The 14,839-nt window shown below is 73.5% G+C and carries 15 protein-coding genes, 1 tRNA gene and 1 riboswitch; of the genes, 6 read left to right on the forward strand and 10 right to left on the reverse strand.

What is annotated here, in order from left to right:
* Positions 1 to 15: 15 nt before the first annotated feature.
* The 3 genes from AOA12_RS15180 to AOA12_RS15190 form a co-directional block, all read right to left on the reverse strand.
* Positions 16 to 1,677 carry an arginine--tRNA ligase gene (locus tag AOA12_RS15180; RefSeq protein ID WP_054684584.1) on the reverse strand — a complete coding sequence of 554 codons (1,662 nt, stop codon included), beginning with the start codon at positions 1,675 to 1,677 and terminating at the stop codon, positions 16 to 18.
* Positions 1,678 to 1,733: 56 nt separating this feature from the next.
* Positions 1,734 to 2,540, reverse strand: a complete 807-nt coding sequence (locus tag AOA12_RS15185; RefSeq protein WP_054684586.1) for a transglutaminase-like domain-containing protein — start codon at positions 2,538 to 2,540, stop codon at positions 1,734 to 1,736.
* An 83-nt stretch (positions 2,541 to 2,623) separates the two neighbouring features.
* Positions 2,624 to 3,079 (reverse strand): hypothetical protein, encoded by a 456-nt coding sequence (locus AOA12_RS15190; RefSeq protein ID WP_054684590.1) that lies wholly within the window; start codon positions 3,077 to 3,079, stop codon positions 2,624 to 2,626.
* A 196-nt stretch (positions 3,080 to 3,275) separates the two neighbouring features.
* Between AOA12_RS15190 and AOA12_RS15195 the strand changes: the two genes are divergently transcribed.
* Together AOA12_RS15195 and AOA12_RS15200 are read left to right on the forward strand one after the other, a co-directional pair.
* Positions 3,276 to 3,689 (forward strand): CBS domain-containing protein, encoded by a 414-nt coding sequence (locus tag AOA12_RS15195; RefSeq protein ID WP_054684592.1) that lies wholly within the window; start codon positions 3,276 to 3,278, stop codon positions 3,687 to 3,689.
* Positions 3,690 to 3,749: 60 nt separating this feature from the next.
* Positions 3,750 to 3,822: transfer RNA gene (locus AOA12_RS15200), tRNA-Arg, on the forward strand.
* Positions 3,823 to 3,964: 142 nt separating this feature from the next.
* Here the strand turns inward: AOA12_RS15200 and AOA12_RS15205 are convergent.
* A complete protein-coding gene (locus tag AOA12_RS15205; RefSeq protein WP_054684595.1) occupies positions 3,965 to 4,144 on the reverse strand; it encodes a hypothetical protein in 180 nt (59 codons plus the stop codon).
* A 149-nt stretch (positions 4,145 to 4,293) separates the two neighbouring features.
* Between AOA12_RS15205 and glsA the strand changes: the two genes are divergently transcribed.
* The 4 genes from glsA (at position 4,294) to AOA12_RS15225 (ending at position 9,063) form a co-directional block, all read left to right on the forward strand.
* Complete coding sequence (glsA, locus tag AOA12_RS15210; protein WP_054684598.1) at positions 4,294 to 5,514, forward strand: glutaminase A; 1,221 nt, start codon at positions 4,294 to 4,296, stop codon at positions 5,512 to 5,514.
* Between the two features lie 73 nt (positions 5,515 to 5,587).
* Positions 5,588 to 6,610, forward strand: a complete 1,023-nt coding sequence (locus tag AOA12_RS15215) for a zinc-binding metallopeptidase family protein (RefSeq protein ID WP_082406296.1) — start codon at positions 5,588 to 5,590, stop codon at positions 6,608 to 6,610.
* Positions 6,611 to 7,064: 454 nt separating this feature from the next.
* A complete protein-coding gene (locus tag AOA12_RS15220; RefSeq protein WP_156366525.1) occupies positions 7,065 to 8,132 on the forward strand; it encodes a helix-turn-helix domain-containing protein in 1,068 nt (355 codons plus the stop codon).
* A gap of 127 nt (positions 8,133 to 8,259) precedes the next feature.
* Entirely contained in the window at positions 8,260 to 9,063 is an 804-nt protein-coding gene (locus tag AOA12_RS15225) for an isocitrate lyase/PEP mutase family protein (protein ID WP_054684604.1), read from the forward strand.
* A gap of 24 nt (positions 9,064 to 9,087) precedes the next feature.
* On the opposite strand, the gene AOA12_RS15230 is transcribed toward AOA12_RS15225, so the two are convergent.
* From AOA12_RS15230 to AOA12_RS15255, 6 genes are all read right to left on the reverse strand, one after another.
* Positions 9,088 to 9,408, reverse strand: a complete 321-nt coding sequence (locus AOA12_RS15230; protein ID WP_054684607.1) for a DMT family transporter — start codon at positions 9,406 to 9,408, stop codon at positions 9,088 to 9,090.
* A 10-nt stretch (positions 9,409 to 9,418) separates the two neighbouring features.
* Positions 9,419 to 9,483, reverse strand: a riboswitch (guanidine-III (ykkC-III) riboswitch).
* Positions 9,484 to 9,534: 51 nt separating this feature from the next.
* Positions 9,535 to 11,262 carry an ABC1 kinase family protein gene (locus tag AOA12_RS15235; protein WP_054684609.1) on the reverse strand — a complete coding sequence of 576 codons (1,728 nt, stop codon included), beginning with the start codon at positions 11,260 to 11,262 and terminating at the stop codon, positions 9,535 to 9,537.
* Positions 11,259 to 11,861, reverse strand: coding sequence for a PadR family transcriptional regulator (locus tag AOA12_RS15240; RefSeq protein WP_054684613.1), 603 nt, complete (start codon positions 11,859 to 11,861; stop codon positions 11,259 to 11,261). The genes AOA12_RS15235 and AOA12_RS15240 overlap by 4 nt, the downstream gene beginning before the upstream one ends.
* Positions 11,862 to 11,932: 71 nt before the next feature.
* The gene (locus AOA12_RS15245) at positions 11,933 to 12,808 is read right to left on the reverse strand and encodes a CPBP family intramembrane glutamic endopeptidase (RefSeq protein WP_054684615.1); all 876 of its coding nucleotides are present in this window, start codon (positions 12,806 to 12,808) and stop codon (positions 11,933 to 11,935) included.
* Positions 12,805 to 13,566 (reverse strand): tRNA (guanosine(46)-N7)-methyltransferase TrmB, encoded by a 762-nt coding sequence (gene trmB / locus AOA12_RS15250; protein WP_054684617.1) that lies wholly within the window; start codon positions 13,564 to 13,566, stop codon positions 12,805 to 12,807. Before trmB ends, AOA12_RS15245 begins: the two co-directional genes overlap by 4 nt.
* Positions 13,567 to 13,914: 348 nt before the next feature.
* On the reverse strand, positions 13,915 to 14,751 hold the full coding sequence (locus AOA12_RS15255; protein ID WP_054684618.1) for a DUF3097 family protein: 837 nt from the start codon (positions 14,749 to 14,751) through the stop codon (positions 13,915 to 13,917).
* Positions 14,752 to 14,839: the final 88 nt, after the last annotated feature.

Genomic DNA, 14,839 nt, shown 5'->3' on the forward strand with positions numbered 1-14,839 from the left:
GGGAGGCCGTCGCCGTCACATGCGCTCGGGCGCGCTGACGCCGAGCAGGTCGAGGCCGTTGCGGAGCACCTGACCCGTGGCGTCGTTGAGCCACAGGCGCGTGCGATGCAGGTCGGTGACCTCCTCGTCGCCGAGCGGGGTGACCCGGCAGTTGTCGTACCAGCGGTGGTACAGGCCCGCGAGCTCCTCGAGGTAGCGGGCGACGCGGTGCGGCTCGCGCACGTCGGCGGCGAAGGCCACGATGCGCGGGAACTCCTGCAGCGCGCCCAGCAGCGCCGACTCGGTCTCGTGCGTCAGCAGCTCGGGCGCGAACGCATCGCGCGTCACGCCGCTGTCGGCCGCGTTGCGGGCCACGTTGTGGGTGCGGGCGTGCGCGTACTGCACGTAGAACACGGGGTTGTCGTTCGTGCGCTTCGTGAGCACGTCGGGGTCGAGCGTGAGCGGCGAGTCGGCGGGGTAGCGCGCAAGCGAGTAGCGCAGGGCGTCGGTGCCGAGCCAGTCGCGCAGGTCGTCGAGCTCGATGATGTTGCCCGCGCGCTTGCTGAGACGGGCGCCGTTGACCGACACGAGCTGCCCGATGAGCACCTCGATGTCCTTCTCGGGGTCGTCGCCCGCCGCGCCGGCGAGCGCCTTGAGGCGGTGCACGTAGCCGTGGTGGTCGGCGCCGAGCAGGTAGATCTTGTGCGCGAACCCGCGGTCGCCCTTGTTCAGGTAGTACGCGGCATCCGCGGCGAAGTAGGTGTACTCGCCGTTGGAGCGGCGGATCACGCGGTCCTTGTCGTCGCCGAAGTCGGTCGTGCGCACCCACACGGCGCCTTCGGCGTCGAAGACGTGCCCCTGTGCGCGCAGCCGGTCGACCGCCTCGTCGACGAGGCTCGGGCCGCCGTCCTCGCCGCGGGCGTGCAGCGTGCGCTCGCTGAACCACACGTCGAAGTGCACGTTGAACTTCTCCAGCGAGGCCTGCAGGTCGCCGAGCTGGAGCTCGTACGCGAGGTCGCGCGCGACGGTCTCGGGATCGGGCAGCCCGAGCAGATCGGGCTGCAGTGCGAGCACGCGCCGGCCGAGGTCGTCGATGTAGGAGCCCGGGTAGCCGTCCTCGGGCGTGGGCTCGCCCTTGACGGATGCCAGCACCGAGCGCCCGAAGCGATCCATCTGCGCGCCCGCGTCGTTGATGTAGAACTCGCGCACGAGCGTCGCGCCGCTCGCGAGCAGCACGCGCGCGATCGCGTCGCCCAGCGCCGCCCAGCGCGTGTGGCCGATGTGCATGGGGCCCGTGGGGTTGGCGCTGACGAACTCGAGGTTGATCGTGGCGCCGCGCTGCGTGTCGTTGGTGCCGTACGCGGCGCCCTGCTCGACGATCGTCCTCGCGAGCGCGCCGGCGGCCGCGGCATCCAGGCGGATGTTGATGAAGCCGGGTCCCGCGACCTCGACGCTCGCGACGCCGTCGACGCCCTCGAGCGCCGTCGCGATCTCGGCCGCGAGCTCGCGCGGGTTCGCGCCGACGGCCTTCGCGAGCTTGAGCGCCGCGTTCGACGCCCAGTCGCCGTGATCGCGGTTCTTGGGCCGCTCGAGCGGCAGGTCGGCGGCCGTCAGGCCCTCCACCGCTCCGGGTCGTCGCGCCTCGGCGAGGGGGACGATGACGGTGAGCAGCGCGGCGGAGAGGGCATCGGGGTTCATAGCCCGTCAAGTCTACGGGCGCGGCGTCGGCGCACGTTCCGCGGCGCCGGCGCGGGTCACGACATGACGACGGGCTCCCGGTGGTCGTCGGGCGTCGCCGCGACGCCGCCGCCCGCGGCGAGGTGCGCGTCCACGCGCAGCGAGCGCAGCCACACCGATCCGCCGTAGCTGCTCACGAATGCGCAGTCCGCGGCGTCGCGGCCGGTGGCGATGCGCACGAGCGTCCGGCGGTCGGCGAGGCGCGTGGCGTCGAGGGCGTACCACTCCCCCTCGACGTAGGCCTCGGCGACGGCGTGGAAGTCCATCGGCACGAGGCCGGGCGCGTAGCACGAGGCGTAGCGCGCGGGCACGTCGCGCGCCCGCAGCAGGGCGATGACGAGGTGCGCGTAGTCGCGGCACACGCCGCGGCCCGTGCGCAGCGTCGTAAGGGCGGAGTCGGAGCCGAAGCTCTCGCCCGGCGCGTACCGCGTGGTCTCGGCGACGAAGTCCTCCACGGCATGCAGCAGGTCGAATCCGCGCAGTTGCGCGAACGGTCGCGTCTCGAGGTACAGCTCGTCGGCCTGGCAGTACCGGCTCGGACGCAGGTAGGCGAGCGTCTCGGCGACGCTCGTCGCGGGGGCGGGCGCGCATCCCTCGACGGCCCCCGCGTAGCGCAGCGTGAGGCGGCCGGGCCCGCCGGCCACGCGGTGCAGCCGGCTGCCGCAGCGGTCGACGATCTCGGTCACGGCGGCCCGTTCGCCCCCGATCGCGACCTCCAGCGACTCGCTCGCGAGGGTCGCCGGACGCGCGGCCGAGACCTGCAGGATCAGGTCGGCGCGGCCCTCGATGTCGAGGTCGATGTCGGCGGTCAGCGAGCGTTGCACCGCAGTATCTTCGCACCTCCCGGAGGGCCCGCGAACCACGTGTCGCGGACGCCCGGCGACACGCCGCACGCGCGCCGCACGGCTCAGCCGTCGGCGGCCCCGGCGTCGCCCGTCGCGATCTGATCGGCGAGCTCCCCGACCTCGTCGCCGGAGACCTCGACACCCGCATCCGCGAGCCGCTCGGCGAGCACCCGCACGAGGCGATCGCGGGGCGCCATCGCCGTGTCGTCGCGCGTCTGCACGAGGATGCCGGCGATGGTCTCGACCTCGCCCGCGTCGCGCCGCGGCATCGACGGCAGCCGCCGCTCCTGCTCGCCGGAGAGGGCGTCGGGCGCCTCGTCGACCCGCCGTGGGGCGTCGGCCGTGGGGCCGTCGTCGGCAGGCGCGTTCTCGGCGGCCGGGTCGTCGTCGGGCGGCGCCTCCTCGGCGGGACCGTTGCCGGCCGGGTCGTCGTCGGCCGGGTCGTCGAGCGGCGGCTCCTGCGGAAGACCCGTGTCGGGGTCGGTCGGGCGGTCGCGGGCGGGGTCGTCGATGCTCATCTCGCTCTCCTCTCCGCCGGTGCTCCCGGCGTCCTCCCACCCTTGTCGCGCCCGCCCGCGGAGCCGAGGGGGTTGACAGCCGTCGTCGCCATGACTACCCGGCCAGCACGGTGGGCGGTCGCCTGTCAAGCCCCCTGGCGCTGCGCCGCACCGCGCGTAGGTTGTCGGCCACGACCCCGAAGTGAGGAGCACGATCATGACCCTGGTCCGAGACGTGATGACCCCCGGCCCGCGCTGCGTGGACGAGCACAAGACGCTCGTCGAGGCCGCGCAGCTGCTGGAGTCGCTCGACGTCGGCGCGCTGCCGATCCGTGGCGATGACAACCGGCTGATCGGGATGCTGACCGACCGCGACATCGTCGTGAAGTGCCTCGCGCGCGGCGGCGACCCGGCCACGACGCGGGCCGGCGAGCTCGCCGAGGGCGTGCCCGTGACGGTCGGCGCCGACGACGACGTCTTCGCGGTGCTGGAGACCATGAAGCGGCACAAGGTGCGGCGCGTGCCGATCGTCGAGGGGCACGACCTCGTCGGCATCGTCAGCCAGGCCGACATCGCCGTGGCCCTCGCCCCGCAGCTCGCGGGCGAGACGGTCGCCGAGATCTCGGAGTGAGCCCGGCCCGCACCCCGCGGTCGATGAGCGGGAGCACTCGGTGATACCCTCGATCGGTACGCCTCCGTAGCTCAGGGGATAGAGCGCCGGTTTCCGGTACCGTAGGTCGCAGGTTCGATTCCTGTCGGGGGCACAAGCGAGGAACGGCGATTCCCGCGCTCGGCGCGACGGATCACCCGTGATCCTCCGCGTCGGCTCGCGTGCACGGCGGCGTCGCGCATCCGCGAGCGGGTCGTGGCGTCGGCGCAGGCACGAGGCGACGACGCCCGGATGCGCTAGGGCCAGCTGCCCGACGAGTCGTGCTGCGTCAGCTGGGTGCTCAGCTCGTTCGAGCTGTTGTCGGCGCTGGGGCGCGACGGCAGCTTCGAGGCCACCCGCAGCATGAGCGCGATGAACCCGATGAGCACGCCGATCGAGACCACGACGATGATCACGATGATGGCCTCGGGGGACATGAGCACCTCCGGCGTCGCGCGAGCGGGATGACGCCAGGGTACGCCGCCCCGGCGGCGGGCGGCAAGGAGACGACCGGCGACGGGCCGCGCCGGATCAGTAGGCTGTGGCCCATGAGCCGTCGTGCGCGCGTCGTCGTGAGAGGCCGCTGATGGCGGCGCTGGGCAATCCCGTCTCGCGGGCGTTCGCGCGGGTGCTGGCCGACGTGCGGGCGGGCGACCATCCGGGGCGGCTCGCCGACTACATCCCCGAGCTGGCGAAGGCCGATCCCGACGCGTTCGCGCTCTCCGCGGCATCCGTGTCGGGGCACACGTACGCCGCGGGCGACAGCACCGTGCCGTTCACGATCCAGTCGATCTCGAAGGCGTTCGTGTACGCCCTCGCGCTCGCCGAGCACGGCGTCGCCGCCGTGACGGCGCGCGTGGGCGTCGAGCCGAGCGGCGAGGCGTTCAACGCGATCAGCTTCGACGCGCAGGGCCGGCCCGCGAACCCGATGATCAACGCCGGCGCCATCGTGACGACGTCGCTCATCGCCGGCGCGACCGCCGACGAGCGGTTCGAGCGCATCCGGCGCGGGCTCTCGGCGTTCGCAGGCCGTGAGCTGCGCTGCGACGAGGCGGTCGCGGCGTCGGAGTCGGCGACGGGCGACCGCAACCGGGCGCTGGCGATGCTCGCGCGGTCGTCGGGCGCCCTCGACGGCACGGTCGACGACGCCGTCGAGGCGTACTTCCGCCAGTGCGCGCTGCTCGTCGACACGACCGATCTCGCGGTGATGGGCGCGACCCTCGCGAACGACGGCGTCAACCCGGTGACCGACCGCCGCATCGTGCCGTCGATCGTCGCCCGCGACACGCTGTCCCTCATGTCGAGCTGCGGCATGTACGACCGCTCCGGTCAGTGGCTCTTCGACGTCGGCCTCCCCGCGAAGTCGGGCGTCGGCGGCGGCATCGTCGCGGTCGCCCCCGGCGAGTACGGCATCGGCGTGTTCAGCGCGCCGCTCGACGCGGTCGGCAACAGCGCTCGCGGCGTCGCCGCGCTGCGCATGCTGTCGGAGGGGTTCGGGCTGCACCTCTTCCGGCATCCCGACCGCCCCGTCTCCCCCGTGCAGGCGGTCGAGATCGACGCGCGCACCGAGACCGTCACGATGCGGCTGCGCGGCGTGGTCGACTTCGTCGCGGCCGAGCAGATCGCCTACCAGGCGGCAGAGACGATGGATGCCACGGGCTCGCGCACGCTCGTGCTCGACGCCGCCGACGTCGCCGCGTCCACTCGCGTCGCCGCGCTGCTGCTGGGCGATCTGTTCGCGCACGTGCGCGAGGCCGGCGCCGACATCGTGGTCGTCGACCCTGAGGGCACGCTCGACCCCTCGTGACCGGAGGGTGACCGACGGGTGACGGGACCGGTGAGCGGCGTCGCGCGCCCCCGCGCGGTGCCACACTGATCGCATGGCAAGCTACCGCTGCACCGCGTGCGGCTCCTTCCTCATCCTCGAGAGCCTCACCTGTCCCCGCTGCGGCGTCGCCGTCGGCTTCCACCGCCCGTCGCTGACGTTCGCCGTGCTCGCAGACGACCTCGCCGTCGTCATCGACGGCGAGGAGTTCCACGCGTGCTCGCAGCGCGGCTGGCAGTGCAACTGGCTCGTGGGCGAGAGCGAGCGGTCGGGCCGCTGCTTCTCGTGCCGGCTCACGCGCCGCGCGCCGGCGCTCGACGACACGATCGCGCTCGAGAAGCTCGCCGACACCAAGATCGCCAAGCGCCGCCTGCTCGTGCAGCTCTTCCAGCTCGGCCTGCCGGTCACGCCGTACCACGAGAAGGAGGGCGGGCTCGCGTTCGACCTGCTGTCGAGCCGGTCGACGGGCGAGCGCGTCACGATCGGCCACGCGAACGGCGTCATCACGATCGACCTCGCCGAGACGCTCGACGCGCACCGGGAGCGACTGCGCGTGCAGCTGGGCGAGCCGTACCGCACGATGCTCGGCCACCTGCGCCACGAGGTCGGCCACTACTACCAGAACGTGCTCGTCTCCGACTGGGACGAGTGCCGTGCGCTGTTCGGGGACGAGCGGGCGAGCTATCGCGACGCGATCGACCGCCACTACCGCACGGGCGCGCCGGACGACTGGCGCGAGAGCTTCATCTCCGAGTACGCGACGATGCACCCGTGGGAGGACTTCGCCGAGTGCTTCGCCCACTACCTGCACATCACGGGCACGCTGCACACGTCGGCGCGGGCGGGCCTCGAGCTCGTGGCGAGCCACGCCGAGGAGGTCATGGCGAGCGTCGTCCCGCGCCTCGACTACGCCGATGCCGACATGCGCACCGTGCTCGACGACTGGGACCTGATCGCCACGTTCTTCAACCAGGTCAACCGCTCGATGGGACATCGCCCGCTGTATCCGTTCGTGATCAACGACGTCGTCGCGACGAAGCTCACCTACATCCACCGGCTCATCACCGGCCACGCGTAGCCCGCGGCGGCGGCCCGGTACCGTTCACGATTCAGGAGAACCGGGCGCCTGCGCGGCCCACCCGGCGTCTGGCCGCGTTTCCTCCTGAATTGTGAACGGCAGTCGGGGAGCCTCCGAGGCTCCGGGATGCCGGCACCGGGCGTTCCGGCATCCGGCCCGTTCGGCGTGCGCGTTGTCCCCGGTGGCGGCGATCAGGAAAAAAGTGCGTGCGAACGTACGATTCGCGCACGCGCGGAATCGTTGCGACGTCGTTCCCCGAAAGTCGGCTTCATCGTCTCGACACGAACGGGAGAAGCAGCAATGGGCGGCGAGAGCGGCAGGACCTCGTCTGACGAGATCGTTCCGATCGCGACGTCGCGTCGTCGTCCGATCGCCGCGGGCGCGGCCCGTTCGCGCGGCGACGGGGTCCGGGCCCCGCGGGGCATCGCCGCATGACCCGCGAAGCCGAGGTGCGGTGAAGGCCGCGCCCTCCGCAGGCCGTGGGACGGATGCCGATCACGGGCCGACGAGCGTCCCTCCGATCGAGCCCGCGCGACCGGTGTCCGACGCGGCGCCGCGGCGCGAGCACCCCATGGTGATCCTCGACCAGCGGCTGCACCGCCACGGACGGAGCGAGGCCCGTCTCGACGCCCACGACGCCGACGCCTTCGACGACCTCCGCCGAGGCGGCCTGTCGCTGCGGCCCCGGAACGCGCACGAGCCGGTCGTCGTGCGGTGGCGGCTCTTCGGCGAGTCGCTGGTGATGCGCATCGCGGGCGCGACCGTCGGCGTCCGGCCGCCGCCCGAGAGCAGCGAGGTGCCCTTCTACCTCGCCTACACGCCGGCCATGACGCCGGCCGCCGGTCTCGGTCCGCAACGACGGGCGATGCTCGTCGACGGCGAGCTCCCCTGCGACATCCCCGGGAGCGCCGGCGCCCCGACGACGCTCGTCGGCATCGCACGCTCCCCGTTCGGGGCGCCGCTCACCGTGTGGCAGGGCCGATCGATCACCCCCGTGTCCGCGGAGCGCACCGTGACGCTTCGGCCCGTGACGCAGTTCGTCGACGCTCTCGTCAAGCTCCGGCAGGCACCGGGCCGGCGCGAGATGGCGAGGATCGGCGACATCCTCGTGCAGATGGTCACGCACGCCGCGCTCTCGACCTGGGACGAGCATGCGGCCGCGATCGCCGGCGCGGACTCATACCTCGCGACCGCGGCGCTCAGCTACATCGCCCAGTACTACACCGATCCCGCGCTCTCGCCGCAGAGCGTCGCGCATGCACTCGGCGTCGGCCTGCGCACCCTTCAGTCGGCGCTCGCGACCGTGGGAACCACCCCGGCGCAGAGGATCGCGTCGCACCGGCTCGGGCATGCCGCGCACTGCCTGAGCGATCCCGCGTACGACGGGATGAGCGTCGCCCACCTCGCCCGGCTCACGGGCTTCCTCAACGCCGACACGTTCCGCCGTGCGTTCGCGCGGCAGTTCGGGGTCTCGCCCGTCGCCTACCGGCGCGGCCGGTCTGCGCAGCTCGCGCGCGCATAGCCGGTCCGGCGGGCGCGGATGCCAAAGCGCGGATGCCAAAGGGCGGATGCCGGGGCCCGGCGCCACACGCCGTCACACGCGGGCGGGGCCGTTTACCTCGCACGGTGCCGCGGGTAGCGTCGGGACCATGAGCACCCCCGACATCGACACCGCAGACAAGGCCGACACCGCTGACAAGGCACAGACGCTGAAGCGGCTGCACGAGGCGCCGGAGATCCTCCGCGTCGTCAACGTGTGGGACGCGATCACCGCGAAGGTCGTGACCGAGACGCCCGGCACGCGCGCGATCGCGACCGCAGGGCACTCGATCGCCGCGAGCCACGGCTTCGCCGACGGCGAGATCCCGCTCGACCTGTCGCTCGCCGCGATCGAGCGCATCGTGCAGGCGACCCCGCTGCCGGTCACCGCCGACCTCGACGCCGGCTACGGCGACCCCGCCGAGACCGTGCGGCGCGCGATCGGCGTCGGCGCGGTCGGCGCGAACGTCGAGGACCGGCTCGTGCCGCTGGCCGAGGCCGCGGCGAACGTCGCCGCGATCGTGGCGGCCGCCGAGGCCGAGGGCGTCGCGTTCCAGCTCAACGCCCGCACCGACGCGTTCGTGCGCGGCGGCGACCGCCCGCTCGACGAGAAGATCGACGACGCGATCGCCCGCGGCCGGGCGTTCCTCGAGGCCGGCGCGGCGCTGGTCTTCGTGCCGGGCGTGCTCGACCGCGAGGTCACCGAACGCCTCGTCGCCGGGCTCGGCGCGGGACGCCTCAGCGTGATCGGGCTGCCCGGCGCCCTGTCCGCCGCGGAGTACGAGGCGCTCGGCGTCGCCCGCATCTCGTACGGCCCCACGACGCAGCGCGTCGCCCTGCGCGCGCTGCGCGACCTCGCGGCCGATCTCTACGCCGACGGCGTCATCCCCGCCGACACGCCCGCGCTCAACTGAGCCGGCCGGCCGGCGTCGTGGGGCTCACTCGTCGCCGACGAGCTTGAGCCCCACGATGCAGCCGACCAGGCCGAGGATCAGCAGCATGCGCACGAGCGAGAACCGCTCGTCGCCCGTGATCATCGCGTAGCCGACGGTGAGCGACGCGCCGACGCCCACCCACACCGCGTAGGCGGTGCCGGTGGGGATCTCGCGCATGGCCCACGCGAGGCCGCCCATGCTGACGGCGAGCGCGGCGAGGAAGACGACCGAGGGCCAGAGCCTGGTCAGGCCCTCCGACTTGCCCAGCGCGGTGGCCCAGACGGCTTCGAGCACCCCGGAGAGGATGAGAACGATCCACGACACGACGTGACCTCCTGGCCAGTCTTGTCGCGTGCCGGGTACTGAACCGTCGTCCGGGGATGCTGCCGGCATCCGCCCCCAGGATATCAACGCTCGCAGTCGCCGTCAGCAGCCACCGCCCGGTCGTCCTCACGGCCGCGGGCGCGGCCCCCGGCCTCGGCCGACGCCCGCGAGCAGGGCGTGCGCCAGCGGGACCGCCGAGGCGACCATGAGCGCGACGCCCCACGCGGGCGCGGGGGTGAGCAGCACCGCGCCGCCGACGAGCAGCGCCAGGAACAGCACCGCCGAGATCACGCGCCGCCCGATCAGCAGCGCATCGTCGAGACGTCGTTCCAGCCGCGCCGTGTCGAAGCTGACCTCGCCGCGATCGAGGCGCGTGATGAGCGCGTCGACGCGTTGCGGCATCCGCCACAGCATGCCCGCGCCCTGCACCGCCCGCCCGGCGAGGTCCTGCGCGAGCCCGGCGCTCTCGTCGCGGAGCAGGCGCGCGGCGTAGGGTTCGACGGCATCCCAGATGTTGAACGCCGGATCGAGCGTGCTGCACACGCCCGAGGTGAGCGAGACGGCGCGCACGAGCAGCAGCAGCTTCTCGGGCAGCTGCAGCGGCAGCGACCGCACGGTGTCGCCGAACTCGCTCGCGAAGTCCTGCAGCTCGCGCGGGTCGACGTCGCGCAGCTCGGCGAAGCCCATGCCGCCGAACCGGGCGAACAGCGCCGCCAGCGCGCGCTCGAGCTCCGAGGTGTCGGCCGAGGGCAGCAGCACCCCGATCCGTCGCGCGGCGTCGACGAGACCCTCGCTGTCGCGGGCGGCGACCGCGATGACGAGTGCGCGCAGGCCGTCGCGCATCGCCGCGGGGATCTCGCCCATCATCCCGAAGTCGATGAAGGTGAGGCGCCAGGCGACGCCGCCGGCATCCTCGACGGGGGTCACGAAGACGTTGCCGGGGTGCGGGTCGGCGTGGAAGAAGCCGTGCGTGAAGATCTGGTCGAGCATGACCTCGGCGAACACGGGGGCGACCTCGGCGGGATCGATGCCGGCGGCGCGCAGGGCGTCGGTGTCGCTGATCTTGATCGCGGTCACGTCGGCCAGGGTGAGCACGCGGCGGGTGCTGCGCTCCCACGCGACGGCGGGGACGGCCACGCGGTCGTCGCCCGCGAACGCGTCGGCGAAGCGCTCCGCGCTCGCGGCCTCGTGCAGGTAGTCGATCTCCTCGTGGCACACCTGCGCGAACTCCTCGACGAGCGCCGGCGCGTCGACCCGGTCGGCGACGATGCGCACGCGGCGCAGCCAGCCGCCCACGCGCCGCAGCGCGGCCAGGTCGACGGCGATGACCTCGTCGATGCCCGGGCGCTGCACCTTGACGACGACCTCGGCGAACCCGGCGTCGGCGGCGTCCTGCGGCGACAGCCGGGCGCGGTGCGCCTGACCGAGGGATGCCGCGGCCACGGGCGTCGCGTCGAAGAACGCGAAGGCGCGGTCCAGCGGCACGCCCAGCTCCGCCTCGGCGTGCCGGGCGATCGCGGCGAACGGCACGGCCGGCACCTCGTCCTGCAGGCCCTCGAGCTCCGAGGTGACCTCGGGAGGCAGCACGTCGAGCCGCGACGAGAGGAACTGCCCGACCTTGATCATCAGGCCGCCCAGGCCGATCGCGAGCACGCGGAAGCGCTGCGCGACGCGACGCATCCGGCGCTCGCGCGTGCGGTCGGCGACACCGCGCAGGCCGAGGCGCGGCAGCAGCAGCTCGAACCACCACGTCTGCACGAAGACGCGCGCGGCGAAGGCCAGGATGCGCCGGTAGCGGGCGCGCCCCGTGACCGCCGCGGCCGTCTCGGAACGCGGCGCCGGCGGGACGGTCACGCCTCGGCGAGGATGGCGTAGAGCTTGCGCCGCGCGTCGTCGAGCACCGCGACGGCCTGCTCGACCTGCTCGGGCGTGCCGGTGCGGGCGACCTGCGCCGCGGCCCCGGCGAGGTCGACGCCCGCCTTCGGCAGCGCGCCGAAGGGCACTCCGCCGGCCCTGCCGCCCGGGCCCTCCCACGGCGCCGGCCGCTCGGCGGACTCCTCGGCGAACGCCCGGCCCGCGTCGGTGAGCGCGTACGTCTTGCGTCCGCCCTGCTCCTCGGCCGCGATCAGGCCCTCGTCGGCGAGCAGCTGCAGGGTCGGGTACACCGATCCGGCGCTGGGCTTCCAGGTGCCGCCGCTGCGCTCGGCGATCTCGTTGATGATCTGGTAGCCGTGCATCGGCTGCTCGGCGAGCAGGGCGATGACGGCCGCGCGCACGTCGCCGCGCGCCATGCGCGTGGAGCCCGTGCGCTGCTCGAACGAGCCGCGCAGCTGCTCCACGGCATCCCAGATCATCGCGGCCGGGTTCGCGCCCGGCCCGAAGCCGCCGCGGCCGAAGCCGCCGCCACCGAAACCGCCGCCGCCGAAACCACCCGGGGGAAAGGAACCGTTCATGATGACCTCCTCGGTACGACGCGTGAACGATACTCAACGATATATCGCTGAGTATCGCGGGGGAAGAGGGGTCACACGAAGAACAGCGCGTCCAGCAGCCCGGGATTGTGCGCGTGCACGAGCACCGCGAAGACGACGGCGTCGAAGAGCAGGTGCACGGTCACGACATATCCCAGCGAGCGCGTCTTCAGGAAGATGACGGCCTGCAGCAGGGCGAACGGGATCGTCAGCACCGGCCCCCACGCCCGGTAGCCGAGCTCCCAGAGGAACGACACGAACACGATCGCCTGCAGCACGTTCGCCGACGCGTCGGCGAAGTGGCGGCGCAGCAGCACGAAGCACGTGCAGATGAAGAACAGCTCGTCCCAGATGCCGACGGCGCCGACGCCGACGAACAGGCGGGCGATGAGCTCGGGGGTGTCGACGACGGGCCAGTTGCGGTACACGCCCGAGGAGATGAAGTAGAACGGCAGGATCAGCCAGCCGAGCAGCAGCACGCCGACGAGCCACGCCCACTGCCACGGCTTCCAGCGCCCGCCGCCGCGCCACGGAAAGCCGATGGCCCGGTCGCGGTAGACGTAGCGCGACACGAGGTAGGGCACGACCACGGCGCCGCCGAGCGCGAGCGTGAACCGCAGCATCGCGAGGTCGTCGAGCTGCGCCCGCAGATCGATGAGGCTCACGATCACGAGGCCCATCGCGATGAGCGACAGGTCGCGCGTCAACGAGGGGACGGATGCCGCGGTGCCCGCGGTCGCGCCCTCGGCGGGGCGTCGCCGTTCGACGACCGCGGCGGAGACGAGGCCCGCGACGAGCAGCGTCCAGCCGAGCCAGGGCAGCAGCAGCACGAAGAACGCGGGCGCCGCGAGGCACACGAGCAGCGCGGGCACCGTGCCGGACGAGACCAGGGGCCTGCCGGCGAGCGCGGCGTGCGTCGGCGCGCTCACGTCCGGCCTGCGCCGCTCGTCGGCTCTGCGCGGCGGTAGGCGAGGTCGCGGATCTCGCGTCCCTTCGCGATCCCCTTGCGCTCGAACGCGGTCATGACGCGCCCCTCGAAGCGCGGCGCCCACTCCCCCTCGAAGTCCCGCGAGAACAGCGGGGCCTCGTCGAGCACGTCGCGCATCTGCAGCGCGTAGTCCTCCCAGTCGGTCGCGAGCCGCAGCACGCCGCCGTCCCGCAGCGCGCGGGCCGCGACGGCGGGGAACGGCGGGGCGACGAGCCGCCGCTTGGTGTGCTTCTTCTTGTGCCACGGGTCGGGGAAGAACACCCACAGCTCGTCGACGGAGCCCTCGGGCAGCAGGTGCTCCAGCACCTCGGGCGCGTTCGCCTCGACGAGGCGCAGGTTGCGCGCGCCGGCGCGGTCGGCGTCGAGCATCGTGCGGGCGAGCCCCGCGCGGAACACCTCGACGGCGAGGAAGTCGGTGCCGGGCGTCGTCGACGAGGCGTGCACGATCGCGTGGCCCTGTCCCGAGCCGATCTCCACGACGAGCGGGGCGGTGCGTCCGTAGACGGCGGCCGGGTCGACCGGGGAGCCGGGACGGATGCTCGTCGCCGCGGCGTCGCGCTCGACCGTCAGCAGGTACCGGGGCGACAGCTCGTCCCAGGCGCGCTCCTGCCCCTCCGACATCCGCCCGCTGCGACGCACGAACGACACGGGCCGATCCCGGAACCGCTTCTCAGGACCGACGGCAGAGCTCTCCGGCATCCCCCCAGGCTACCCGCCGCACCCGCACCCCACCCCCGCTGCCCCCGCCCCCGCTGGTTGAGTAGCCCGCGCAGCGGGCGTATCGAAACCCATGTAACGGTCCACTACACGGATCTCGATACACCCGCGGCTCCGCCGCGGGCACTCGATCAGCAGGAGCGAGAGCACAGGCCGCGGGCACTCGATCAGCGGGAGCCAGACCACAAGCCACACGCCACCGAACCCCCGCCCACCGCACCCACACCCCACCCCGCTGGTTGAGTAGCCCGCGCAGCGGGCGTATCGAAACCCATCCCACGGACCGTTACACGGGTTTCGATACGCCGCCAGCGGGGGCGGCGGGCGGGGTCACGGGGCGGTGACGAAGTCGATGAGCTCTTCGACGCGGCCGAGCAGGGCGGGGTCGAGGTCGCGGTAGCTGCGCACGGCGCCGAGGATGCGCTGCCACGTGCGCGCGATGTCGGCCTGGTCGCGCGCGGGCCAGCCGAGCGCGCGGCTGACGCCGACCTTCCACTCGATGCCGCGCGGCACGTCGGGCCAGGCGCGGATGCCGAGCGTCTCGGCCCGCACGCACTGCCACACGTCGATGTGCGGATGGCCCACGATCCGCAGGTGCGCGCCGTGCGGGCCGCGCGCCACGGCATCCGCGATGCGCGACTCCTTCGATCCGGGCACGAGGTGGTCGACGAGCACGCCGTAGCGCCGGCCCGGCCCGGGCGGCTCGTCGCGCAGCACCTGCTCGAGCAGGTCGACGCCCTGCAGGTACTCGACGACGACGCCCTCGATGCGCAGATCGTCGCCCCACACCTTCTCCACGAGCTCGGCGTCGTGCCGGCCCTCGACGAGGATGCGCGAGGCCCGCGCGACGCGCGCCCGCGCCTCCGGCGCGGCGAACGAGCCGGATGCCGTGCGGGCCCGCCCGGCGGGCGCCGCGGCCGCCGGGCGCACGAGCTGCACGGCCTCGCCGTCGATGAGGAACCCGCCGCCGAGAGGGAACAGCCGGCGTCGCCCGCGCCGGTCCTCGAGCTCGACGTTGCCGCCCGCGACGCCCACGACGGCGCCGCAGAACCCGTCGGCCGCGACCTCCACCACGAGGTCGCGCTCCGCCGCGATCTCGGGGATCCGCCGCCTGCCCGCCTCGCGCCACCCGGGCGCGAGCACATCGCCGCCGTACCTGTCGTCCATAACGCGGGCGAGCCTAGCCCGCCCCGGCGCCCGACCGCTGCAGCGACCCGCGGACGCTACCGTGCATGCTCAGGCGGGCATAGAGTGG

The sequence above is a fragment of the Microbacterium sp. No. 7 genome (genome assembly GCF_001314225.1).
Classification (GTDB): domain Bacteria; phylum Actinomycetota; class Actinomycetes; order Actinomycetales; family Microbacteriaceae; genus Microbacterium.

Excerpts from the sequence above, each read along its gene's own strand:
- AOA12_RS15190 (WP_054684590.1), bottom strand. The coding sequence starts at position 3,079 with ATGAGCATCGACGACCCCGCCCGCGACCGCCCGACCGACCCCGACACG.
- AOA12_RS15195 (WP_054684592.1), top strand. The coding sequence starts at position 3,276 with ATGACCCTGGTCCGAGACGTGATGACCCCCGGCCCGCGCTGCGTGGAC.
- glsA (WP_054684598.1), top strand. The coding sequence starts at position 4,294 with ATGGCGGCGCTGGGCAATCCCGTCTCGCGGGCGTTCGCGCGGGTGCTG.
- trmB (WP_054684617.1), bottom strand. The coding sequence starts at position 13,566 with ATGCCGGAGAGCTCTGCCGTCGGTCCTGAGAAGCGGTTCCGGGATCGG.
- AOA12_RS15255 (WP_054684618.1), bottom strand. The coding sequence starts at position 14,751 with ATGGACGACAGGTACGGCGGCGATGTGCTCGCGCCCGGGTGGCGCGAG.
- AOA12_RS15180 (WP_054684584.1), bottom strand. The coding sequence starts at position 1,677 with ATGAACCCCGATGCCCTCTCCGCCGCGCTGCTCACCGTCATCGTCCCC.
- AOA12_RS15215 (WP_082406296.1), top strand. The coding sequence starts at position 5,588 with ATGGCAAGCTACCGCTGCACCGCGTGCGGCTCCTTCCTCATCCTCGAG.
- AOA12_RS15205 (WP_054684595.1), bottom strand. The coding sequence starts at position 4,144 with ATGTCCCCCGAGGCCATCATCGTGATCATCGTCGTGGTCTCGATCGGC.
- AOA12_RS15225 (WP_054684604.1), top strand. The coding sequence starts at position 8,260 with ATGAGCACCCCCGACATCGACACCGCAGACAAGGCCGACACCGCTGAC.
- AOA12_RS15240 (WP_054684613.1), bottom strand. The coding sequence starts at position 11,861 with ATGAACGGTTCCTTTCCCCCGGGTGGTTTCGGCGGCGGCGGTTTCGGT.